The organism is Paraburkholderia sp. MM6662-R1, from assembly GCF_050436245.1.
Taxonomy (GTDB): domain Bacteria; phylum Pseudomonadota; class Gammaproteobacteria; order Burkholderiales; family Burkholderiaceae; genus Paraburkholderia; species Paraburkholderia tuberum.
Window position 1 is genome coordinate 4,155,220 of the sequence record NZ_JBNDLV010000001.1, and the last position, 23,937, is coordinate 4,179,156.

The 23,937-nt window shown below is 63.5% G+C and carries 17 protein-coding genes and 1 pseudogene; 8 read left to right on the top strand and 10 right to left on the bottom strand.

The window, feature by feature from the left end; translation table 11 throughout:
• Positions 1-63: 63 nt before the first annotated feature.
• The 3 genes and pseudogenes from OKW39_RS19730 to OKW39_RS19740 all read right to left on the bottom strand — a co-directional run.
• Positions 64-549, bottom strand: coding sequence for a hypothetical protein (locus OKW39_RS19730; protein ID WP_429563331.1), 486 nt, complete (start codon positions 547-549; stop codon positions 64-66).
• A 258-nt stretch (positions 550-807) separates the two neighbouring features.
• The gene (locus tag OKW39_RS19735; RefSeq protein ID WP_429563332.1) at positions 808-1,887 is read right to left on the bottom strand and encodes a helix-turn-helix domain-containing protein; all 1,080 of its coding nucleotides are present in this window, start codon (positions 1,885-1,887) and stop codon (positions 808-810) included.
• A gap of 845 nt (positions 1,888-2,732) precedes the next feature.
• Positions 2,733-2,828 (bottom strand): annotated as a pseudogene (locus OKW39_RS19740) (aspartate racemase); the annotation flags it as partial.
• Positions 2,829-2,941: 113 nt separating this feature from the next.
• Here OKW39_RS19740 and OKW39_RS19745 point away from each other — a divergent pair.
• Both OKW39_RS19745 and OKW39_RS19750 read left to right on the top strand, forming a co-directional pair.
• Positions 2,942-3,778 (top strand): RNase A-like domain-containing protein, encoded by an 837-nt coding sequence (locus OKW39_RS19745; protein WP_429563333.1) that lies wholly within the window; start codon positions 2,942-2,944, stop codon positions 3,776-3,778.
• A 7-nt stretch (positions 3,779-3,785) separates the two neighbouring features.
• Positions 3,786-4,076: a contact-dependent growth inhibition system immunity protein gene (locus OKW39_RS19750; RefSeq protein WP_429363640.1), complete on the top strand. Its 291-nt coding sequence runs from the start codon at positions 3,786-3,788 to the stop codon at positions 4,074-4,076.
• A 161-nt stretch (positions 4,077-4,237) separates the two neighbouring features.
• On the opposite strand, the gene OKW39_RS19755 is transcribed toward OKW39_RS19750, so the two are convergent.
• Complete coding sequence (locus OKW39_RS19755) at positions 4,238-4,936, bottom strand: aspartate/glutamate racemase family protein (RefSeq protein ID WP_090800823.1); 699 nt, start codon at positions 4,934-4,936, stop codon at positions 4,238-4,240.
• Between the two features lie 163 nt (positions 4,937-5,099).
• Here OKW39_RS19755 and OKW39_RS19760 point away from each other — a divergent pair, with 163 nt between their 5' ends.
• Positions 5,100-6,401 (top strand): amidohydrolase family protein, encoded by a 1,302-nt coding sequence (locus OKW39_RS19760; RefSeq protein ID WP_429563334.1) that lies wholly within the window; start codon positions 5,100-5,102, stop codon positions 6,399-6,401.
• Positions 6,402-6,531: 130 nt separating this feature from the next.
• Here OKW39_RS19760 and OKW39_RS19765 read toward each other — a convergent pair whose 3' ends face one another.
• From OKW39_RS19765 to fixL, 4 genes are all read right to left on the bottom strand, one after another.
• Positions 6,532-8,637 carry a M3 family metallopeptidase gene (locus OKW39_RS19765; RefSeq protein WP_429563335.1) on the bottom strand — a complete coding sequence of 702 codons (2,106 nt, stop codon included), beginning with the start codon at positions 8,635-8,637 and terminating at the stop codon, positions 6,532-6,534.
• Positions 8,638-8,954: 317 nt separating this feature from the next.
• Positions 8,955-9,818, bottom strand: coding sequence for a bifunctional methylenetetrahydrofolate dehydrogenase/methenyltetrahydrofolate cyclohydrolase FolD (gene folD, locus OKW39_RS19770; protein ID WP_090800818.1), 864 nt, complete (start codon positions 9,816-9,818; stop codon positions 8,955-8,957).
• A gap of 444 nt (positions 9,819-10,262) precedes the next feature.
• Entirely contained in the window at positions 10,263-10,907 is a 645-nt protein-coding gene (gene fixJ / locus OKW39_RS19775; protein ID WP_018417512.1) for an oxygen response regulator transcription factor FixJ, read from the bottom strand.
• On the bottom strand, positions 10,904-13,420 hold the full coding sequence (gene fixL / locus OKW39_RS19780; protein ID WP_167368661.1) for an oxygen sensor histidine kinase FixL: 2,517 nt from the start codon (positions 13,418-13,420) through the stop codon (positions 10,904-10,906). Before fixL ends, fixJ begins: the two co-directional genes overlap by 4 nt.
• A gap of 275 nt (positions 13,421-13,695) precedes the next feature.
• Between fixL and aceE the strand changes: the two genes are divergently transcribed.
• From aceE to OKW39_RS19800, 4 genes are all read left to right on the top strand, one after another.
• Positions 13,696-16,392, top strand: coding sequence for a pyruvate dehydrogenase (acetyl-transferring), homodimeric type (gene aceE / locus OKW39_RS19785; RefSeq protein ID WP_090800813.1), 2,697 nt, complete (start codon positions 13,696-13,698; stop codon positions 16,390-16,392).
• Positions 16,393-16,475: 83 nt separating this feature from the next.
• The gene (gene aceF / locus OKW39_RS19790) at positions 16,476-18,128 is read left to right on the top strand and encodes a dihydrolipoyllysine-residue acetyltransferase (RefSeq protein ID WP_429363643.1); all 1,653 of its coding nucleotides are present in this window, start codon (positions 16,476-16,478) and stop codon (positions 18,126-18,128) included.
• Between the two features lie 131 nt (positions 18,129-18,259).
• Positions 18,260-20,038, top strand: coding sequence for a dihydrolipoyl dehydrogenase (lpdA, locus tag OKW39_RS19795; protein ID WP_429563336.1), 1,779 nt, complete (start codon positions 18,260-18,262; stop codon positions 20,036-20,038).
• A gap of 27 nt (positions 20,039-20,065) precedes the next feature.
• On the top strand, positions 20,066-20,353 hold the full coding sequence (locus OKW39_RS19800) for a hypothetical protein (protein ID WP_429363646.1): 288 nt from the start codon (positions 20,066-20,068) through the stop codon (positions 20,351-20,353).
• A 3-nt stretch (positions 20,354-20,356) separates the two neighbouring features.
• On the opposite strand, the gene OKW39_RS19805 is transcribed toward OKW39_RS19800, so the two are convergent.
• Complete coding sequence (locus tag OKW39_RS19805; RefSeq protein ID WP_013089827.1) at positions 20,357-20,932, bottom strand: phasin family protein; 576 nt, start codon at positions 20,930-20,932, stop codon at positions 20,357-20,359.
• A gap of 748 nt (positions 20,933-21,680) precedes the next feature.
• Between OKW39_RS19805 and pbpG the strand changes: the two genes are divergently transcribed.
• Positions 21,681-22,871 (top strand): D-alanyl-D-alanine endopeptidase, encoded by a 1,191-nt coding sequence (gene pbpG / locus OKW39_RS19810; RefSeq protein ID WP_429334825.1) that lies wholly within the window; start codon positions 21,681-21,683, stop codon positions 22,869-22,871.
• A gap of 142 nt (positions 22,872-23,013) precedes the next feature.
• On the opposite strand, the gene OKW39_RS19815 is transcribed toward pbpG, so the two are convergent.
• Positions 23,014-23,844, bottom strand: coding sequence for an IclR family transcriptional regulator (locus tag OKW39_RS19815; RefSeq protein WP_090800805.1), 831 nt, complete (start codon positions 23,842-23,844; stop codon positions 23,014-23,016).
• Positions 23,845-23,937 lie beyond the last annotated feature (93 nt).

The following is a 23,937-nucleotide window of genomic DNA, read 5'->3' on the forward strand; positions in this document are numbered from 1 at the left end:
GCGCCCCGCTTCAGCGGGGCTCTTTCCCGCGATAAGGCCCGCTACTGCGCGGGCCTTTTTCCGTTACGCCTGATTCCAGCGATTGGGCCTCAGGGCCGATCCACCACGATGCCACTTGCGCCGTTCTGCTGCGATCTTCTCCAGCAGTTGCAACACCGCTTCGCGCTTACCGGCTTTATTTGCCTGTTCCATAGCGGCCCGGTATTCATCAGGCGTCGGCTTGACGCCATCACAGCACCGGTTCACCACCACCGTAAGCGCATCCATCGGCGGGCCGACATACCGGACACGCAACGATGACATCGCATCATGCGTGAGTTGGGTCAGGTCGTCGGTCTGCAACACGGCGGCGCTGATTCTCAGCACAGGTTCCATCCACGCGAGCAATTCTGATGAATGCTGCTTTCGCACTTCGAGCGAGCGAAGATTGTCGTAGCAGCGCTTCCTGTTGTTATGGTCGAACGTGGCGGGCGCGAAACGATACGTGAACTCGGTTCGCGTCCATCCGAGGTATTCACGCACATAGGAGACATTTGCACCAAGCCTCATTTCCCTACCTCCAAAAGGCAAAAAAAAACCCGCACACAAAGATGCGGGCATTACCACACACGTCGCGGTCCGAGGATGGGACCGCGACGCTTTACAACGCGATGCTATCCATCCAGGGTGGCTGCGGACGTGCGCGGGCGCTGCGCACCGGTCAGCACATCTCTCACTTCCGTTCTGCACCGGTATGTGCAGGAATGAAGCGGTCTTATGCTTGTACTTGCAACTGAATCTCGCTTTTCCATCGATTTTTCTCCGGCGTTACAGGTGCGCGCGATGCGCGTTATCGTTTCGAGCCGCACGGTGTTCTGTCCGATGCGCAGAAGCGCCGGGCCGCGATGTATTTTCGATTTCAAGACCTCGGGGGCGCAGCAACTGCACAGACTTGCAGGAAAGGACAAGCGCCAGTGTCTTTCGGGTCCGGTCGCGCAGCACGGGTAACGCTTCCATACCCTTGAAGGTCTTGGATGTACAGCCGAAGGCTTTGGCGCACTGGTCGATCGTCATGCGCCGGTACATTCGCCAGGCGGTAATCGGGGATCTGCCATCGATCAGGTGCGCCATCACGGCGTCGGGATACTCAGTGTCGTCGGGTGCAAATTGGGCCACATGGCCTTTTGGGGCCGGCACGGACTGGTAGGGTTTGGTGCAGGAGCCAGGTTGCGGGGTCAACTGCCCGGTCGTGCAGTCGTACACGTCCGCGAAGCGCTTCAGTGTCTCGACGCTGGGCACGTTATAGCCGCGTTCGTGCCAGAGAACCGTGCCGCGGGAGAGGCCCGCGAGTTCAGCTGCCTCAACGGGCGTAAGGTCCCGATAGAGTCTCCACGCCCGCAGGTTATAGTTGCCTTGCTCGATCAGTCGCGCAACCTCATCGGGAATCGGCTCGACAAATACACGCGGAAAGAATACCTGCTGCTTCGCGGGGTGGCGGGGCGTCAGGGAGGCCGGTTCTTCCTGGCAGGACACCGCAGGAGCGCCTGATGACGTTTCCGACGCCGTGGGGAACTCGACAGCTCGCGTTGCCTCCTGCATCAGCCGTTCTTCCGGCGTCAGAAACAGCCGTTCGGCGCGTTCACGTTTTGTCCGCGGTTCGGGCAGCGTGGGCCGGAACGGCGCATCGACCGAGACCGCAACATCGGGTACGCCTGTCAGCCCCGCGAGCGAACTGCGGTACGCGCCGCGTGGTGTTTTTTCTTCCAAAGCTGTCGCCTGTGCGCGTAGCGCGGCGTTCCTGAGTTCCACAAACTGGTCAAACAACCATATCGGCATGTCAACCCGCAGTCGTTTCCCTTCGTGATCGGTTGTGAACTGACAGGAGGACAGATCAAACCCGTAATTCATTTGTAACCCCCGGAAGAATAACGCGGTCATCCGGGCCGCGCGAGTTACCCATTCGGCTCGGCCCTATGCGTAAGCGTGTGCATCCGGTCTTCCCATGCGCGCGCGTCATCGACGGAAATGACCACCTTGCGACCTAGGTGAACCTCGCGCGGTCCCCGTCCTGTGTGTCGAAGCCGGTAATAGAACGACCGGCTAAGGTGATAGGCTCCGCAAAACTCGTCAATCGTGAAAACGCGCCGCGGATCTGTTTCTGCGACAGCGGTTTTGGGGTCCGATAATCCGCTCGAACCCGTCGAACCGGACGCCGGGTCAGTTTCCTGTTGCATGACCTTCCTCCATTGTGAGGCGTCTAATTGCGTGCCTGTAAAACGTCTTTATAAATGTCAGTAGACTCCTGTGGATAAGTGCGTTTTTCTATCGTCAGACGGAAATCGATTGTTTCCTTAGACATAAAAAAAGCGCATGCTTTTTGGGGCGTGCGCCTGATGATTCAGAAGGCAGAACGAAAGTATTTCGCGGGCCGTTCAGGCTGCGCGTCTGCTGCCCGCGCGGGGGCGGCCCCTCTGCAGCACACTATGGAGCCATACAATCTGTCTCCGGGTGCCAAATCCTGCCCCCGCAACCAAAGCATTGTTGAAAGCCCGCATCGCGCAAGCCATGCGGGCTTTTTGACTTTCGGCGCTACGTTTTGCTTGTGGCGCTCGCTGCGTATGCTGCGCGCGTGAATAGATGCAACACGATTCGCGCGGGATCGAGGCCTCGATCCCATCGTCTCTCTCCTCCAATCGCCCACTGCACCGCCGCCTCGTCATGCAACGCGGCGGTATCGAAGCCGGGCAGCACTGAATCTTCCGGCTCGTGTTCGTCGCGAGGATCATGAAATCGGCGCCGCTGCGTTCGAGCTGGCGCGCGGCGTTGGCCATCCGTTCGCCGAGCGCGAGTCAGTATCCGAATCTACGTTGACCGATGGGACGCAAGAATCATCCATCGCCCATATCCGATGTCTAAGCCGACGGTTAGCGTGGTCGTCCCAACGACCAGGAGTAGGTTTCAGATGTCATATGAACAGGATTCAGACAGCGTGCGCGTGGTGCTGAGCGCCCCGCAGCTGTCGGCCGTGCTGGCTCGCCACTCGATTAGCCCCACCGAAATGCTTTCCAACCGTCTGTGGGGCGGTTTGCAGGTTGTCGGCGGGGTGCTTGAAATGGCTGGAGCGGCAGCGCTGTGCGTGTTGCCCGAACCGACGATGGCAAGCAAGGCCGGGTGTGTAGTGTTCGGGGCGCATGGTTCGGACACGGCCGCGGCGGGCCTGCGGCAGGTCTGGACAGGGCGCGATACCGCCAGCCTGACTCAGCATGGCACGACAAAGCTGGCAGAGGCGATGCGGGTCAGCCCTGACATGGCAGACCAGATCGGCCTGTCTATCGAGATGGCCGTGCCGTTCGGCTTTGCTGGCTCGATCAAGGCTGCACGCGCGGCCAGCGTTAGGATGGGCCGGATCCATCTGCAAATGCACGAGGCGAAAGCGCTCAATCCAGGGCTCGGAGGGCACACGCTCCAGAAGCATGTTGGTAAGAACGAAGCATGGCTCAGGGAGCGGCTGAAACGCGAGTCCGGGCGAGACATCGTGTCGTCATTTACAAATATCGAGCAGGCCGAACGTGCCATTTCTGAAGCAGTGGATGCCAATGCTGCAAGAATCAGGACGTGGGCGCAGTCTTCGACTCGAAGCGCGACGATCATGGTAACCAAAGTCGTCTCAGGCGACATTGGATATGGAGTGACGCGGGAAACAGGCACACTCACGCGCATGAACCAGGTGTTCGTCGTCCTGAAATACGAAACCTATAACGGCATGCCATATTACGTCCTTACCGCCTACCTTGAATGAGAAATCAATGAGTTACTCCGAGCGCTATCCAGCAATGGAGCATATTTTTAATGTGTATTTCGGCCAGGACTTCGACCTGTTCGGGGAGAACGTGCAAGAAATTGTCGCGTGTTACAAGAAAGACAGCCCTTACGATTATGAATATTTGATTCGCGAAATTGACTCGTTCAGGAGCGAACATCCGAGTGACCTGGACGCCGCTTTCAAACAGGTGTTCAGGAGGGGGTTTCGTCCCGAAGGCTGGGGCTACACAACCGCCTCTTTTCTCGAGGAGATCCAGCGCGTTCTGAGCGAATAATCGGCTTGTAGCCAGTTGCGGACAGTTTCGTGCGGTCCGACGTTTATGCACGGGACGTTCTCAGTGTCGATCTATCGCTTTCGACTCGCGCCATCTCTCGCCGACAAAGGGAGGCGAATCTGTTTTCCTTCCGGCGCAAAACCAGAGCCCCGCGCCCATTTTCACTTCGCCCCGATCGCCCACTCCACCGCCGCCTGCGCATGCAACGCAGTGGTATCGAACACCGGCAGCACCGAATCTTCCGGCTTGATCAGCAGCGTGATCTCCGTGCAGCCGAGTATCACCGCCTGCGCGCCACGCGCGGCCAGATGCTCGATCACGCGTTGATAAACCTTGCGCGACGCGTCGGCCACGTTACCGTGGCATAGCTCGTCGTAAATGATGCGGTGCACGTCCGCGCGTTCGTCCTCGTCAGGCACGAGCGTGTCGAGTCCATAGCGCTCGCGCAGCCGGCCCATATAGAACGTCTGCTCCATCGTGTAGCGCGTGCCGAGCAGGCCCACCCGCTCGACGCCCGCCGCGCGCAGCGCCGCGCCGGTCGGATCGGCGATGTGCAGGAACGGTACCGTGATCGCCTGCTCGATCGATTCGCACACGCGATGCATCGTGTTCGTCGCAAGAATCACGAGATCGGCGCCGCCGCGTTCGAGCTGGCGCGCGGCGTCGGCCATCTGTTCGCCGAGCGCGTGCCAGTCGCCGGCGCGCTGGTTCGCCTCGATCGACGCGAAATCGACGGTCAGCAGAAGACTGCGCGCGTTGTGATGGCCGCCGAGCCGCGCCTTCGCGTGGCGGTTCAGCAGCCGGTAATACTCGGTGGACGACTCCCAGCTCATTCCGCCGATCACGCCGATCGTTTTCATCTGTACGCTCCGTCGATGCATGGCCGAAACGGCGAGTATAGGCGCGTCGCATCGCGCGCAGCCGGTACGGATTTCGGCCTGCGCGCCGGTACGCATCGGTGCCCGCATTTTTCTGGCGCCGATAGAATCGTAGCGAGTCCGAACGCGATCAACCGGAGTGAACATGGATCTGATCATCCGCCACGCGACGCTGCCGCGCAGTGCCGCCCAGCTGTCCCCGCATCACCAGTCCCCAGTCGACATCGGCATCGACGCGGGCCGTATCGTCGCCATCGAGCCGAACCTGGCCGCGAGCGCGCGCGACGAAATCGACGCGGCCGGTTCGCTCGTCACGCCGCCGTTCGTCGACCCGCATTTCCATATGGACGCGACGCTGTCGTACGGTTTGCCGCGCGTGAACGCGTCGGGCACGCTGCTCGAAGGCATCGCGCTATGGGGCGAGCTGAAGCCCGAGCTCACGCAGCAAGCGTTGATCGAACGCGCGATGCAGTATTGCGATTGGGCGGTCGCGCGCGGCCTGCTCGCGATCCGCAGCCACGTCGACGTGTGCGATCCGCGTCTGCTCGCGGTCGAGGCATTGCTCGAAGTGAAGCGCCGCGTCGCGCCGTATCTCGATCTGCAATTGGTTGCCTTCCCGCAAGACGGTCTGCTGCGCAGCGCCGGCGCGTTCGACAATCTGAAGCGCGCGATCGACATGGGCGTCGACGTGGTCGGCGGCATTCCGCATTTCGAGCGGACGATGGCCGACGGCGCGCAGTCGGTGCGCATGCTGTGCGAGTACGCGGCCGAAAAGGGCCTGCGCGTCGACATGCATTGCGACGAATCGGACGATCCGCTATCGCGCCACATCGAAACGCTCGCGGCCGAAACGCACCGGCTCGGCCTGCACGGACGTGTCGCCGGCTCGCACCTGACGTCGATGCATTCGATGGACAACTACTACGTGAGCAAGCTGTTGCCGTTGATGCGCGAGTCGGGCGTCGCGGCGATCGCGAATCCGCTGATCAACATCACGCTGCAAGGCCGCAGCGACACGTACCCGAAACGGCGCGGCATGACGCGGGTGCCGGAGATGCTGGCCGCGGGCATCACGGTCGCGTTCGGCCACGACTGCGTGATGGACCCGTGGTACAGCCTCGGTTCGGCCGACATGCTCGAAGTCGCGCAGATGGGCCTGCATGTTGCGCAGATGACCAGCGTCGACGGCATGCACGCCTGTTTCGACGCGGTGACCGTGAACGCGGCGCGCATTCTCGGTCTGGAATACTATGGCATCGCGCCCGGATGCGCGGCCAATCTCGTCGTGCTCGATGCGCGCGACGAACTCGAGGCGATCCGTCTGCGCGCCGCGCGGCTCGTGGTGGTTAGCCGGGGCAGGGTGGTCGGCCGCGCGCCGGCCGCGAGCGTGTCGTTATCGCTCGAAGGGCGGCCTGAGCAGGTCGATTTCAAGCTGCATCGCGCGTAGCGACGTATCTCGCGCATCAATGACAAACCGGCGGCCTGCGCGAGCAGACCGCCGGTTTTTCTATCGGCATCGTTCATTCAGCGCCATCGCATCCAGGCCGAACGAACGATCATCGCGACGTTTCAATCGCTCATTGCGCGGCACCCGGCGCCATGCCGTTATGCCGCAGCAGCGCATCGATATTCGGCTCGCGGCCACGGAACGCCTTGAACGATTCCATCGCCGGACGGCTGCCGCCCACTTCGAGAATCTCGCGACGATAACGCATGCCGGTCGACTGATCGAGCACGCTGCCCGCGGCTTGCGCGGCTTCCTCGAACGCCGCGTACGCGTCGGCCGACAGCACTTCGGCCCACTTGTAGCTGTAGTAGCCGGCCGCGTAACCACCCGCGAAAATATGGCTGAACGTATTCGGCCAACGCGAGAACGGCGCTTGCGGCACGACGTGGAAGCGTTCGTTGATTTCGCGCGCGAGTTCGTTGGCGCTCTTCGCGCCGTTCGCGTCGAAGCCGGTATGCAGTTGCATGTCGAACATCGAGAACACGATCTGCCGCAGCGTGCCGAGGCCGCTCTGGAAGTTCTTCGCGGCGAGCATCTTGTCGAACAGCTCGCGCGGCAGCGGCTTCGCGGTATCGACGTGCGAGGTCATGTCGGACAGCACGTCCCACTCCCAGCAGAAGTTCTCCATGAACTGCGAAGGCAGCTCGACCGCATCCCATTCGACGCCGTTGATGCCCGACACGCCGAGCTCATCGACGCGCGTGAGCATGTGATGCAAGCCGTGGCCGAACTCATGGAACAGTGTGATCACTTCGTCGTGCGTGAAGCAGGCGGGCTTGCCGCCGACCGGCGCCGAGAAATTACAGGTCAGATACGCGACCGGCGTTTGCACCGCGCCATGCGCGAGCTTGTGACGACCGCGTGCGTCGTCCATCCAGGCGCCGCCGCGCTTGCCTTCGCGTGCATACAGGTCGAGATAGAACTGCGCGACGAGGCCGCCGTCCTGATTCTCGACGCGGAAGAAGCGCACGTCCGGATGCCAGACGGCCGCTTCGTCGCGGCGGATGCGCACGCCGAACAGCGTCTCGGTGACCTTGAACAGGCCCTTGAACACCGCGTCTTCCGGGAAGTACTGCTTCACTTCGTTTTCCGAGAACGAATAGCGCTTCTGGCGCAGGCGCTCGGCGGCGAACGTCATGTCCCACGGCTGCAGATCGGTCATGCCGAGTTCGCTCGCGGCAAATTCGCGCAGCTCTTTCCAGTCCTGCTCGGCATGCGGACGCGCGCGCGTCGCGAGGTCTTCGAGGAAGGCCATTACCTGCGCCGGCGATTCGGCCATCTTCGGCGCGAGCGACACTTCGGCGAAGTTGCCGTAGCCGAGCATCTGCGCTTCTTCGGCGCGCAGCTTCAGTTCGTCGGCGAGCACCTGGGTGTTGTCCCACTCGGTCTTGCCGTTGCCGTATCGCGCGCCGAGCTCCGACGCGCGCGTCACGTATGCGCGATACATCGCTTCGCGCATCGGACGGTTTTCCGAGTACTGCATGACCGGGAAATAAGACGGGAAGTGCAGCGTGAACTTGTAGCCAGTCTTGCCGTCTCGCTCGGCGGCTTCCTTCGCGGCTTCGATCACGTCTTCGGGCAGTCCCGCCAGTTGCGTTTCGTTGCCCGCATCGACGATGTACGCATACGCGTTGGTCGCATCGAGCACGTGATCCGAAAACGCCTTCGACAGCGCCGCCTGGCGCTCCTGCAATTCGGCGAAACGCGGCTTCTGGTCTTCCGGCAACTCGGCGCCCGACAGACGGAAATCACGCAGCGCGTTGCTGAGGATCTTCTTGCGTTCGCCGTTCAGCGATGCGAATTCGTCGCTGGCGTTCAGTGCCTTGTACTTCTCGTAGAGCGCGAGATTCTGGCCGACGCTCGACCAGAACTCGGTCACGCGCGGCAGGTTCTCGCCGTACACGGCGCGTAGCTCGGGCGTATCGGCGACGGCATTGAGATGACCGATCACGCTCCACGCGCGCGACAGCGGCTCGGTGGCGCGCTCGACCGGTTCGACGACGTCGGCCCACGACGCGGGCGTGGCCGGCAGCGCGGCACGCTCGACGGCGGCCGCCGCGTCGGCGAGCAGCACGTCGAGGGCGGGCGTCACGTGTTCGGGTCGGATGGAGCCAAAGCGCGGCAGATCGGAAAAATCGAGGAGCGGGTTGTCTTGATGCGTGGCGGTAGTGGACATAAGGCTTCCTGTCTGACGCGGGTGAAGGGGGCGGTGCGGCGCTCGCGCGTGCCGTCTCGTGCTGGGTCGCTCGACGCCCGGCGCATGGCGGCACCGGCTACGGACATTATTGGGGCGGGGGCGCCGATTCCAATCCATCGGCTGACAAATTAACAGATGTTGCGGTGCGTTGGGCGCGCGTTGGGGCAGGCCGCGGGCCGCGGGATCCGGCGACGCGGTAAGGAGGCGGTGGCTGTGCGAGAGAGAAGGGCGGGTGATGATCCGGTGGACGAGACGGATGAGTCGCCTCACTCCGCCTCGCGCTCACCGCCCAGCGGTTACGCCTTGGCCGCGTCCGCCTCGCGCTCGGCCGCTTCGATCGTGTTGACGAGCAGCATCGTGATCGTCATCGGGCCGACGCCGCCCGGCACCGGCGTGATATGGCCGGCCACTTCCTTGACACCCGCGAAGTCGACGTCGCCGCACAGCTTGCCGGCGTCGTCGCGATTCATGCCGACGTCGATCACGGTCGCGCCCGGCTTCACCATGTCCGCGGTCAGGATGTTGCGCAGACCGGTCGCGGCGACCACGACGTCGGCGTTGCGCGTGTGCGCGGCCAGATCGCGCGTCTTGCTGTGGCAGATCGTGACGGTCGCGCCCGCTTCGAGCAGCAGCAGCGCCATCGGCTTGCCGACGATGTTCGAGCGGCCGATCACGACCGCGTTCGCGCCCTTCAGATCGATGCCGTAGGCCGCGAACATCTTCATCACGCCGTACGGCGTGCACGGACGGAACAGCGGCTGACCCGTCATCAGCGCGCCCGCATTGGCGACGTGGAAACCGTCGACGTCCTTCTCGGGCGCGATCGCCTCGATCACCTTGTGGCTGTCGATGTGCTTCGGCAGCGGCAGCTGCACGAGAATGCCGTGGATGGCCGGATCGCGATTCAGCTCGTCGATGCGCGCGAGCAGGTCGGCTTCGGGCAGATCGGCCGGATAGCGGTCGAACGACGAGCCGAGGCCGTTGTCGTGGCAGGCCTTCACCTTGTTGCGCACATACACTTCGCTGGCCGGATTGTCGCCGACCAGAATCACGGCGAGGCCCGGCTGATGACCGCGGGCGGTCAGGGCGGCGGCGCGCGCCGCGACGTCGGCGCGCAGGGTCTTGGAGAGGGCGAGGCCGTCGATCAGTTTGGCAGTCATGGTCGGTCGAACGTTGGGTCGAGATTGGGATCGGGAATCAGGTCGGGACAGACGGTTTGGCAGGCGGGGCGAAGCGCTCGCGCGGAGGGGCGCGCGACGGCGTGCTTCGGCTGGCTGACGGAGCCACGGAGCCCCGTCGCCCTGCGACAGGCGCGCTGCCGGTTCGGGCAAGGCGCCGCTGCGAAGTCCGACATTATACCGGCGCGGGGGCGCGCTTTCGCAGTGGATTCGGGGCGCGCGGCGCGCGTGGGAGCGTCCGGGATGTGAGGCGGCGGCCCTGTGGCGGCCAGGAAGCGCACTGCGAGCAGCGGGGCAGGCCGCTCGCACGCCACCCGCACGCCGGACTCGGCGTCGGTCAGGCCGTCGCGAACCGGCGACGCAACCGCCACGGATGGCGGCCACGTACCAACGGCCCCTCCGAACGAAAGGCCGCCCGTGCCTCTGTTACTGCGCCGTTTGCGGCTTGTTCGACAGCGCGAGTCGCAGCAGATCGGCGACCGTGTTGACGTTCAGCTTTTCCATGATGTTCGCGCGATGCGCTTCGACCGTCTTGATGCTGATGCCGAGGTCGTCGGCGATCTGCTTGTTCAGGCGGCCCGCGATGATCCGCTCGAGCACCTGATGCTCGCGCGCGGTCAACTTGCCGAGGCGCTCGGCCGCGGCGCGCTGCTGCTGGACGCTGGTGCTTTCGCTGCGTGCCTTGTTGAGCATGCGCTCGACGAGCTTGCGCAGTTCGGCTTCGTCGAACGGCTTTTCGATGAAGTCCATCGCGCCTTTTTTCATCGTCGACACCGCCATCGGCACGTCGCCGTGGCCCGTCACGAAGATGATCGGCAGCGACGCGTTGTCGGCGATCAGGCGTTCCTGCAACTCGAGCCCGCTCATGCCGGACATCCGCACGTCGAGGATCAGACACGCGATCTGGCCCGGATGCTGATGGGGCTGCCATGCGTCGATGAACTGCTCGGCGCTCGAGAAGCACTGAACGCGGTAGCCGTTCGCCTCCAGCAGCCAGCGCAGCGAATCTCGCACGGCCTCGTCGTCGTCGACGACAAAGACGGTTTCCTGTGTGGTGACTGGGCTGTTCATAGCTCTCCCGTAACGGTTTGTGGTATCGGCGCCTCGGACCCGCCGTTGCTCGGGCCGTCAGGCTCCCCAATGGGCAGACTGCAATGGAACGTGGCGCCCGTGATGTGGCCGTCGGATTCGACGTTGTTGACCACCCACAGACGGCCGCGGTGCGATTCGATAATCGAACGGCAAATGTTCAGCCCCATGCCCATGCCATCGGACTTGGTGCTGTAAAACGGTTCGAACAGACGCTCGGCGGTCGCTTCGTCGACGCCGGGCCCCTGGTCGACGACGCTGATGCAGACGAAGCCGCTCTCCAGTCGCACGACCACGCGGATGACTGGGTCGACCGCGTTCGGGCGCGCTTCGGCCATCGCCTCGACGCCGTTCTTCAGCAGGTTCACGAGCACCTGCTCGATCAGCACCGGATCGACGTAGATCACCGGCAGCCGCGAGCGCAGATCGGTAACGATGCGAATGCGCCGCTTCCTTGCCTCGATTTCGGCGAGACCCACCGCGTCCGCGACGATATCCGCGACCCGCGTGGCCTGCCGCTTCGGCTCGCTGCGCTTCACGAACTCGCGGATACGCTTGATGATCATGCCGGCGCGCACCGCCTGCTGCGCGGTCTTTTCGAGCACCGGCAGCAGATTGTCGGGCGTCGTTCGACCGGATTTAACCAGTGCGACGGTTCCGGAGCAATAGTTATTGATGGCGGCGAGCGGCTGGTTCAGTTCGTGCGCGAGCGACGAGGCCATTTCACCCATCGTCATCAGGCGGCTCGTGAACTGCAGCTTCTCGTCCTGCTGGCGCGCGAGTTCCTGCGCGCGCTTGCGGGTCGTGATGTCGGTCGCGATCTGCATCTGCGCGAGATGGCCGTCGACCCACTGGATGTATTGGCGTCGCACCTCGAACCACTTCTGGATGCCGGGGATGTAGATTTCCTGCGCGTCGGCGGTGCTTTCGGTCAGCGCGGCGGCGGGCAGGCCGACGAAGGTGTCGACCATGTCGATCGAATCGGACGACGCCTGCGAGGCGTCGAAGCCGCCGCCCGCGAGTTCGAGGTGGCCGTCCGGGCGGATGCCGAACAGATGCCGGTAATAGCGGTTCGCGAACAGCAGCTCGGCTTCGTCGGCGGCGAGCACGGACACTGCCGCGTCGAGGCTTTCGAGCACGGTCGTGAAGCGTTCGTGGGCGGCGGCGAGCTCTTCGCGCGCGCGCTTCGGCTCGGTGATGTCGGTCATCGACGACATCCAGCCGGTCTGGCGGCCCGAGCTGTCGATCAGCGGCGACACGTAGAGCCGCGCGTGGAACGTCGAGCTGTCCTTGCGCCGCACGCGCAGCTCGAAGCCGGACGAGGGCGCCTTGCCGCGCAGCGTCATGTCGAGCTGACGCTGCATCTCGGGGTACGCGTCGCGCGGCCAGTAGGCGAACGGCGCGCTCTTGCCGACGAGGTCGCTTTCGTCCCAGCCGGTCATGCGGCAGAACGCCGGGTTCACGTGCGTGATGCGGCCGTGCATGTCCAGCACGCGCATGCCGATCAGCACGGAGTTTTCCATCGCGCGGCGGAAAAACGCTTCCGCGTAGAGCGCCTGCTGCGCCTCGAAGCGCTGGCGCGTGTGCTTCCACAGACTCCACAGGCTCCACAGTACGAAGCAGGAGAGGCCGGCCACCAGCCACACCAGCGTGTTGTTCGTGAAGTTGGTGATCTGCGGGAACGCGTACACGCGCACCGAAATGCCCTGGCCCGGCGGGTCGAGCGGCAGGTCGTAGAACATGTCGCGCGGCAGGCGCGGGCGGGTCGACGTGGTGGTCAACTCGCGGTTGTTCGCGTCGATGATCGAGATCTTGTATTTGGCCGACAGCTCGGGCGGGATGTCGCGCTTCAGAATGCCTTCCACCGAGAACACCGCGGCGATGGTGCCGAGGAAATCGCGGTCGCGGAAGATCGGCGTTTGCAGCGTGATGAAGCCGTTGCCGAGGTCGTCGTAGATGAGCGGCGAGTACACCTGGCGGCGCGTGTTGCGCGCCTCGGCGAAGCCGGCCTTGACAGCTTCGTCCATCTGCGCGTCGTTCGGACGCGCGAGCCGCTGGCCGAGCACCGGCGGCGCGGCGTTGGGCCAGCGCGGCTGCTGCTGGCCCGTGTACCAGTTCATGTAGAGGATCTCAGGATGCCCCTGCATGATGTCCGTGGTGCTCACCTGGAACGAATGCTCGTCGGCATGGCCGGCGGCGAGGTCGCGCGCGAGTGCCTGGATCTGCTCTTGCGCGCCCGTCATCGACAGGCGGATCTGCTGCTGCGCCCACGCGACGTTGCGGTACAGCGTGTCTTCCTGCTGTTGCTGCTCGCGCCGGTTCAGACTCCACAGAATCAGGCTCATGACGACCAGGAACACCAGGATCGACAGGAGCGGCGTCAGCAAATAGGAATTGGACCACCAGGGTCCGTGGTGCCAGCGCGAGGACGGCGACGAATCCGCCGGCGAACCCGCGGTGCGCGCCGAGCGAGAGAAGAGCCGTTCGGTCAACATGCGTGGCATTGTAGCTCAGCACGTCCCCGACAAATGGCGCAAAAAAGCACGGAAAGTGCAGTTAATCGGCGCAAACTAGCCGGCGGATCAGTCGATCGGCAGTCAAACCAGGTTGCGTCGCAGCAATTTTCCGCATTATGAGAATTGATCTCGTAATTTGAAAATTTGGTTGCGCTGACGTCGGGACCCTTATTACAATCGGCCGGAGCTGCCGCGGCCATTCCTGCGTCCGCGTCGTCTGTTCAAAGTGCGTTCCCCATACCCAGGAGACGAGCATGTCCGCTGTACCCGACGAAGTCATGAAATATGTCGCCGCCGATAAAGACGACGATCCCCAGGAAACCGGCGAATGGCTGGAAGCGCTGGATGGCGTGATTTCTGCAGTAGGCCCTGACCGTGCCCACTACCTGATCGAAAAACAGATCGAATTCGCACGCGTGCACGGCGAACATCTGCCGTTCTCCGCTAACACCCCTTACATCAACACGATTCCGGTCGCGCGCCAGGCCAAGAACCCCGGCGACCAGGACATCGAACACCGTATCCGCTCGTACACCCGCTGGAACGCGATGGCGATGGTGCTGCGCGCCGGCAAGGAAACCAACGTCGGCGGCCACATCGCGTCGTTCGCATCGGCCGCCACGCTGTACGACGTGGGCTATAACCACTTCTGGCACGCACCGTCGGCCGAGCACGGCGGTGACCTCGTGTTCGTGCAGGGCCACTCGTCGCCGGGTGTCTACTCGCGCGCGTTCCTGCTCGGTCGCCTGACCGACAAGCAGCTCGACAACTTCCGCCAGGAAGTCGGCGGCGAGGGCATCTCGTCGTATCCGCATCCTTGGCTGATGCCGGACTTCTGGCAATTCCCGACCGTGTCGATGGGCCTGGGCCCGATCATGGCGATCTACCAGGCGCGCTTCATGAAGTACCTGCAGGCGCGCGGCATCGCGAAGACCGACGGCCGCAAGGTCTGGGCCTTCCTCGGCGACGGCGAAACGGACGAGCCGGAATCGCTCGGCGCGATCGGCATGGCCGGCCGCGAGCGTCTGGACAACCTCGTGTTCGTGATCAACTGCAACCTGCAGCGTCTCGACGGTCCGGTGCGTGGCAACGGCAAGATCATCCAGGAACTCGAAAGCGAATTCCGCGGCGCCGGCTGGAACGTCATCAAGGTCATCTGGGGCAGCCGCTGGGATGCGCTGTTCGCGCGCGACAAGTCGGGCGCGCTGATGCGCCGCATGATGGAAGTCGTCGACGGCGAGTACCAGACGTACAAGTCGGAGTCGGGCGCGTTCGTGCGCGAACACTTCTTCAACACGCCGGAGCTGAAGGCGCTGGTCGCCGACTGGTCCGACGACGACATCTGGAATCTGAACCGCGGCGGCCATGATCCGCACAAGATCTACGCGGCGTTCACGGAAGCGACGAATTCGAAGGGCCAGCCGACCGTCATCCTCGCGAAGACGATCAAGGGCTACGGCATGGGCGAAGCCGGCCAGGCGATGAACATCACCCACCAGCAGAAGAAGATGCAGGTGGAGCAGCTGAAGAAGTTCCGCGACCAGTTCCGTCTGCCGATCACGGACGAGCAGATCGTCGACGTGCCGTACCTGACGTTCGAGGAAGGCTCGAAGGAACTCGAATACATGCGCCAGAAGCGCATGGACCTCGGCGGCTATCTGCCGGCGCGTCGTCAGAAGGCCGAGTCGCTGCCGGTGCCGGAACTGTCGGCATTCGAGCCGCTGTTGAAGGGCACGGGCGAAGGCCGCGAGATCTCCACGACGATGGCGTTCGTGCGGATCCTGAACATCCTGCTGAAGGACAAGACGCTCGGCAAGCGCGTCGTGCCGATCGTGCCGGATGAATCGCGTACGTTCGGCATGGAAGGTCTGTTCCGTCAGATCGGTATCTGGAATCAGGACGGCCAGAAGTACGTGCCGGAAGATTCCGACCAGCTGATGTTCTACCGTGAGTCGGAGACCGGTCAGATCCTGCAGGAGGGCATCAACGAAGCCGGCGGCATGGCCGACTGGATCGCGGCCGCGACGTCGTACTCGACGCACGGCGAGATCATGATCCCGTTCTACATCTTCTACTCGATGTTCGGCTTCCAGCGCATCGGCGACCTCGCATGGGCCGCTGGCGACATGCGCTCGCGCGGCTTCCTGCTGGGCGGCACGGCGGGCCGCACGACGCTGAACGGCGAAGGCCTGCAACACGAAGACGGCCACTCGCTGATGTGGGCGGCTTCGGTGCCGAACTGCATCAGCTACGACCCGACGTTCGGCTACGAACTCGCGGTCATCGTGCAGGACGGTCTGCGCCGCATGGTCGCCGACCAGGAAGACGTCTACTACTACGTCACCGTGATGAACGAGAACTACGAGCACCCGGCGATCCCGCAGGGCGAGACCGTGGCGGCCGACATCATCAAGGGCATGTACTCGTTCAGCAAGACCGCAGCCGATAAAAAGGCGCCGCACGTGCAACTGATGGGCGCGGGCACGATCTTCAACGAAGTGATCGCCGCGGCCGACCTGCTGAAAAACGACTGGGGCGTCAACGCCGACCTGTGGAGCGTGCCGAGCTTCACCGAGCTCGCGCGCGAAGGTCACGAAGTGCAGCGCTGGAACCTGTTGCACCCGACCGAAGAGAAGAAGCTGTCGCACGTCGAGAAGCTGTTGAAGGATGCGCCGGGTCCGGTCATCGCATCGACCGACTACGTGCGCGCGCTGAGCGAGCAGATCCGCGCGTTCGTGCCGCAGAAGTTCGTCGTGCTGGGCACTGACGGCTACGGCCGTTCGGACACGCGCGAGAAGCTGCGTCACTTCTTCGAAGTCGATCGCTACTGGGTCACGGTCGCCGCGCTGAACGCGCTGGCGGACGAAGGCACGATCGAACGCAAGGTGGTCGCCGAGGCGCTCAAGAAGTACAACCTTGATCCCGCCAAACCCAACCCGATGACCGTCTAAGGCATCACCCGTGTGCCACGATGCACGCGCTTGCTCCTCATCGCGAGGGGCCGGCGGCGTGCGCGGCCCAGGAGACACTAACAATGAGTCAAGCGATCGAAGTCAAGGTGCCGGACATCGGCGATTACAAGGACGTCCCTGTGATCGAGGTGCTGGTGAAGGCGGGTGACACCGTCGAAAAAGAGCAATCGCTCGTTACGCTGGAATCCGACAAGGCGACGATGGACGTGCCGAGCTCGGCCGACGGCGTCGTCAAGGAAGTGAAGGTCAAGGTCGGCGATGCGGTGTCCGAAGGCACGCTGATCATCGTGCTCGAAGGCGCCAACCCCGCTGCCGCGGCGCCCGCGCCGGCTGCCGCACCGGCTCCTGCTCCTGCGCCGGCGGCCGCTCCCGCTGCGGCGCCCGCACCCGCGGCGGCAGGCGGTGGCGTGCAGGAAATCAAGGTGCCGGATATCGGCGACTACAAAGACGTTCCCGTGATCGAGATCGCGGTGAAGGTAGGCGATCGTGTCGAGAAGGAACAGTCGCTCGTCACGCTCGAATCCGACAAGGCGACGATGGATGTGCCCAGCTCGGCCGCCGGCGTCGTCAAGGAAGTGAAGGTGAAGGTTGGCGATACCGTGTCGGAAGGCTCGGTCATCGTCGTGATCGAAGCGGAAGGCGGCGCTGCCCCGGCACCCGCGCCGGCACCGGCCGCGAAGGCGCCGACTGAAAAGCCGTTCGACGCGCCGGCCACGCCGACCCCGGCACCGGCCGCGCCGTCCGCGCTCGCGCAGGCGCCGCTGATCCCGGCTGGAGAAGGCGGCTCGCGTCATCCGAGCCATGCGTCGCCGTCGGTGCGCAAGTTCGCGCGCGAACTCGGGGTGGACGTCGGCCAGGTGAAGGGCACCGGTCCGAAGGGCCGCATTACGCAGGCCGACGTGACCGCGTTCGTGAAGGGCGTGATGACGGGCCAGCGCGCGGCGCCGGCTGGTGCGGCCGCGCCGGCCGCCGGCGGTGGCGAGCTGAATCTGCTGCCGTGGCCGAAGGTCGACTTCACGAAGTTCGGTCCGATCGATCCGAAGCCGTTGTCGCGTATCAAGAAGATCTCGGGCGCGAACCTGCATCGCAACTGGGTCATGATTCCGCACGTCACGAACAACGACGAAGCGGACATCACCGAGCTCGAAGCGCTGCGCGTCAAGCTGAACAAGGAACACGAGAAGGCGGGCGTCAAGTTCACGATGCTCGCGTTCGTGATCAAGGCCTGCGTGGCGGCCCTGAAGAAATTCCCGACCTTCAACGCGAGCCTCGACGGCGACAACCTGGTGTTCAAGCAGTACTACCACATCGGTTTTGCCGCTGACACGCCGAACGGCCTCATGGTGCCGGTGATTCGCGACGCGGACAAGAAGGGCCTCGTCGACATCGCGAAGGAAATGGCCGACCTGTCGAAGGCCGCGCGCGAGGGCAAGCTGAAGCCGGACCAGATGCAGGGCGGCTGCTTCTCGATCTCGTCGCTGGGCGGTATCGGCGGCACGCACTTCACGCCGATCATCAATGCGCCTGAAGTCGCGATTCTCGGCCTGTCGCGCAGCGCGATGAAGCCGGTGTGGGACGGCAAGCAGTTCGAGCCGCGCCTGACCATGCCGCTGTCGCTGTCGTACGACCATCGCGTGATCGACGGAGCGGAAGCCGCGCGCTTCAACGCATACCTCGGTTCGATTCTTGCCGATTTCCGGCGTGTGATTCTTTGACCGGCTGGTGAGGTCCGCCGGCGCGGGCGCGGATGGTTTCGACCGATCTGCGTCGCGCCGTCCGCGCGTTCGCGTGCGCTGTGCGCGTCGAAGGCGCCGCTCATCATCGATCAATAAGAGAAGGGGACACCATGAGTCTCGTCGAAGTAAAAGTGCCGGACATCGGTGACTTCAAGGACGTCGACGTCATCGAAGTCAACATCAAGCCGGGCGACACCATCGAAAAAGAGCAGTCGCTGCTGACGCTCGAATCCGACAAGGCGTCGATGGAAGTGCCGAGCGATACCGCCGGCACCGTCAAGGAAGTGCGTATCAAGCCGGGCGACAAGGTCTCGCAGGGCACGGTCATCGCGCTCGTCGAGGCAACGGCGGGCGGCGCGGCTGCGGCCGCGCCGGCGCCGAAAGCGCCCGAGAAGGCGGCTCCCGTGCCGGCGCCTGCCGCTGCGGCGCCGAAGGCCGCCGCACCGGCTGCGCAAGCCGGCAGCTATTCGGGCAGCGCCGACATCGAGTGCGACATGCTCGTGCTCGGTTCGGGCCCCGGCGGTTATTCGGCCGCGTTCCGCTCCGCCGACCTCGGCATGAAGACCGTGCTGGTCGAGCGTTATCCGACGCTCGGCGGCGTGTGTCTGAACGTCGGCTGCATCCCGTCGAAGGCGCTGCTGCACACCGCGCTCGTCATCGACGAAGCGGCTGATCTTGCCGCCCACGGCATCACGTTCGGCAAGCCGCAGATCGATCTCGACAAGCTGCGCGATTTCAAGTCCGGCGTGGTCAAGAAGCTGACCGGCGGTCTCGCCGGCATGGCGAAGGCGCGCAAGGTCGAAGTGGTGGTCGGTACGGGTGCGTTCGTCGATCCGAACCACATGGAAGTGCAGACCGAGGGCGGCAAGAAGGTCGTCAGGTTCGACCAGGCGATCATCGCAGCGGGCTCGGAAGCGGTGAAGCTGCCGTTCATTCCGGAAGATCCGCGGGTGGTCGATTCGACCGGCGCGCTCGAACTGCGCCAGATTCCGCAGCGCATGCTCGTGATCGGCGGCGGCATCATCGGTCTCGAAATGGCAACCGTGTACTCGACGCTCGGCGCGAACATCGACGTGGTCGAAATGCTCGACGTCCTGATGGCCGGCGCGGACCGCGATCTGGTCAAGGTCTGGGAGAAGTACAACAGCAAGCGTTTCGCGAACGTGATGCTGAAGACCAAGACGATCGCCGCCGAAGCGAAGGACGACGGCATCTACGTGTCGTTCGAGGGCGAGCAGGCGCCGGCCGAGCCGCAACGCTACGACCTCGTGCTGGTGGCCGTCGGCCGCTCGCCGAACGGCAAGCGGATCGGCGCGGAAAAGGCCGGCGTCGCGGCGACGGATCGCGGCTTCATCGAAGTCGACAGGCAACAGCGCACGAATGTGCCGCACATCTTCGCGATCGGCGACATCGTCGGTCAGCCGATGCTTGCGCACAAGGCCGTGCACGAAGGCCACGTGGCGGCGGAAGCCGCGCATGGCGAGAAGGCGTACTTCGACGCGCTGCAGATTCCGTCGGTGGCCTACACCGATCCGGAAGTGGCTTGGGCCGGCAAGACGGAAGACCAGCTGAAAGCCGAAGGCGTCAAGTTCGGCAAGGCGGTGTTTCCGTGGGCCGCATCGGGTCGCGCGATCGCCAACGGTCGCGACGAGGGCTTCACGAAGCTGCTGTTCGATGAGGAAACGCATCGCGTGATCGGCGGCGGTATCGTCGGTCTGAACGCGGGCGACCTGATCAGCGAAGTCTGTCTCGCGATCGAGATGGGCGCGGACGCAACGGATATCGGCAAGACGATCCATCCGCATCCGACGCTCGGCGAATCGATCGGCATGGCGGCGGAGTTGTATGAAGGCGTCTGTACCGATCTGCCGCCCGTCAAGAAGAAGTAACGCGGTGCGCCGCGCCTGCGTGACGACATGCGGGCGCGGCAAAGCCGGTCGAGCCGTACGGCAAAGAAAAACGGCGCGCTCCATGGCGGAGCGCGCCATTTCTGTTTTCGTGGCGGCCAGTGGCGGGCAAAAAAATCCCGGCTTGGCGGCCGGGCAAACGATACGCCATTGCAACGTATCGGAGCGTTCGGCTCATCAAACCGTATAAGCGGCAACGGCACGACGCTGTTGCTTGCGATAACGCCGGCGCAGCGCATAGGCTGGGCCGGCGTGAAAGACGACGCGAGGCATAAAGCCTGGCGTGTTGACGCGTGAAGCTTAGACGGCCTTCTTGGCGGCGGCGCGCGATGCTTGCGCAGCGGCTTGCGAAGCTGCCTTCGAAGCGGCCGTTGCAGCTGCGTTGAAGTTGCTTTCGGCGATTTCGACAGCCTGGCGGGTTGCCTTGTGGACCGTTTCGTACGTGGTGTTGGCGGCGGTGATAGCCGACTTCATCACGGCGACAGCGGTTTCCGAACCGGCCGGTGCGTTCTTGGCGACGTTTTCGACGAGCGCCTGAACCTTGCGGTTTTGCTCTTCGAATTGCGCTTCCGCGACGCGCGTGAATTCACCCTGCGTTGCCGAAACGATTTCGTACACATGGCGGCCATACGACAGCGCCTTTTCAGCTACCGGCTGGGCGAGGCTTGCTTGCAGTGCCAGCAGTTCCTGCGCATCCTTCACGGACAGCGCGCGTTGGGCATTTTCCTGGCTTTCGGCGAGCGTCGACTTCACAACTTGCAGATTCAGCTCGACCAGCTTTTCGACACCTTCAAATGCTTTGGTCGTCAGGCCGAACAGGGTTTCGAAGTTGGCTTTCTGGGCTGCGGCGAATTGCTCAGGGGTCAGCAGAGTCATGGTTTACGCTCCTGGATTGCGGCCGGTCTGTGCGGACCGCATTGGGTGGGTGGCGAGACGCAGATTCATCGTCTCCCCGGACCGCGATGTTTTGTGCATCGCAGCAATGGTTCCCATTTTAGGATGCCCACAAGGAATGTCAAGCGCTTTTTGTGCATCGCACAATGTCAAGAAAATGGCGACAAAACAATAGGTTATACAGTAGGCATGTCATTAACATGACGCGGAACGATTGCTCGTTGCACCGTGCTGGTGCGACATAAACCAACCGTTTAGCAGGCCGTCGGGAGATTATTTTTTCGTGTGGCAGCAATTCGCCCCTGAAAAACCGATCATCATCAATTCGATGTAAACCATAAGATGACAAGGAACGTTAAAGAACGATGGCAGTCGAACGCGCGTTAGCGACTTTCGTCGGACACTTAAAAAAGTCCGTCGCACGCTCGCAACGCCTTCATGGCGCGGCGCAGTAGTTTCCGCCTGTGCTCTGACAGTATTTCCCCGAATCAAGGTTGTCTCAAAATTGCCGTTATCCTGCAATGATCTGCTCGATTGGGCCGGGCGGCGATGGCGAGGCTTGCTGGCGCGACGATCGTTTTTTTTCGATCGAGGCGCGGCACTTATTCGTGTTTTCGCGATCGGAGCTGACAAGCCGGTTTAAGGAGCGCGTATAAGTGCTTCAAATTGCTAATTTTTCGTTGCTTTACTACACTTGCGGAAACCTCTCGCCGCTCCCTATCGAACACCCATGAAAACCGACATGTTTTCGTCGCTAAAAGTGCTCCACGGCGCGGCGCGCAGCACCGCTCTATCGGTGGCCGTCTCGCTGGCCGTCGCAGCGGCGTTCGCTACGCCTGTCAGCACTTTTGCAGCTACGTCTGCTGCATCCGCAAACACTTCCAAACACGCTAAAACTGCCAGGAAGCCTGCGCAGGCGGCCGCCACCGGAAAGGTGCCGAGCCATGCGGCGAAAGCCGGCAAGGGTGAGGCCGTCAAAGCCGCTGCGGCGGATGAAGATGCCCCGCACGCCGGCGTCAAACGCAAGCGCGTCACGTTCACGGCGAACGGCCGACACCGTTCGGTGATGCGACGCGTCGCGTACGAGCCGCGCCAGCCGAGCGTCGGCCAGGCGTTTGGTCTGCACGAGACGCCGGACGCGCTGATGCTGCGCTCGAGCGTCGCCTATGTGATCGACCAGAACAGCGGCGAGACGCTGTTCGACAAGAACTCGCGCGCGGTGGTACCGATCGCATCGATCAGCAAGCTGATGACCGCGATGGTGGTGCTCGATTCGAAAGAGCCGATGACCGATCAGATCGAAGTCACCGACGAAGACCGCGACTACGAGAAGAACACCGGTTCGCGTCTGTCGGTGGGCTCGGTGCTGTCGCGCGAGGACATGCTGCACATCGCGCTGATGGCGTCGGAAAACCGCGCGGCGGCGGCGCTGTCGCGCTACTACCCGGGCGGCCGTCCGGCGTTCCTCGCGGCGATGAACGCGAAGGCCAGGCAGCTCGGCATGAACGACACGCACTTCGAGAACCCGACCGGTCTGACGAGCATGAACGTGTCGAGCGCGCGCGATCTCGTGAAGATGGTCAACGCGGCGTATCAGTACCCGTTGATCCGCAAGTTCTCGACCGATCACAGCTATGAGGTGTACACCGGCAAGCGCACGCTCGCGTACAACAGCACGAACGCGCTGGTGCGCAACCCGACGTGGGACATCGGTCTGCAGAAGACCGGCTTCATCAACGAAGCGGGCGAGTGTCTCGTGATGCAGGCGACCATCCACGGCCGGCCGATGATCCTGGTGCTGCTCGATTCGTCGGGCAAGTACTCGCGTTTCGCGGACGCGACGCGTCTGCGTACGTGGCTCGACAACGGCGGCGACCAGCCGCGTATCACGAGCGCCGATGCCGGCGGTCCGGGTACCTGAAGCCGCAACGCATACTCAGCCGGTGGTAGTCAGTCCGGCTGCAGCTGACGGGCAAAGAAAAAGCCTCGCGGATGCGAGGCTTTTTTCATGGCGCCGGCGGGAGGGCAAAGGGTGCACGGCGGTTGGGCGGCCGCCCCCTTTACTAATGCTGGCCGTGCGAGCCATGTGAGCCGTGCCCGCCGTGCGCATGGTCCTGCTGCGGCTGCGGGCGGTAGCCGAGCGATTCCGAAATCATCAACGCGGTCTGGCTCAACTGCCCGAGCCATGAATCCTGCAAACGATCGGCCGGCGCCGACAGCGACAGCCCCGCGACCAGCTTGCCGGTATCGTCGTAGATGCCGGCGGCGATGCAGCGCACGCCCAACTCCAGTTCCTCGTTGTCGCGCGCGCAGGCCTGCTGGCGCACATGCGACAGCTCGCGCTCGAGTTTCGCGAGATCGGTGATGCTGTTCTGCGTGTGGCCCGACAGACCGGTGCGTGTTGCGTAGGCACGCACGCGGGTGGCTTCGTCGGCCGCGAGGAACAGCTTGCCGACCGAGGTCAGATGAAGCGGAGCGCGCCCGCCGATCGCCCGCACCACCTGCATGCCCGAGCGCTCCGAATACGCGCGTTCGATATAGACGATTTCGTCGCCCTGACGCACCGACAGGTTCACGGTCTGCCCGGTTTCGCGGTGCAGCTCGCGCATCGGCGTGAGCGCCGCGTCGCGCACCGACAGGCGCGCCTTGACGAGATTGCCCAGTTCGAGCAGGCGCATGCCAAGACGGTAGGTGCCGGGGTCCGAACGGTCGACCAGCCGGCACATCACCATATCGTTCAGGATGCGGTGCGCGGTGGATGGATGCAGCTCCGTGCGGATGGCCAGTTCTTTCAGGCTGACCGGGTCGCTATGCGCCGCCAGTGCGTCGAGCAGGCGCATCATGCGTTCGATCACCTGGATCGAAGTTTTGGGATCCGGGTTCGTATCGCTCATATGAGAATCGGTGGATGCGTCAAACAGCGAAAACTGATTGTATCTCGTATTGTGAAAAAAGCGAACGCTTCGAGGCGCGCTTCCAACCCGGCG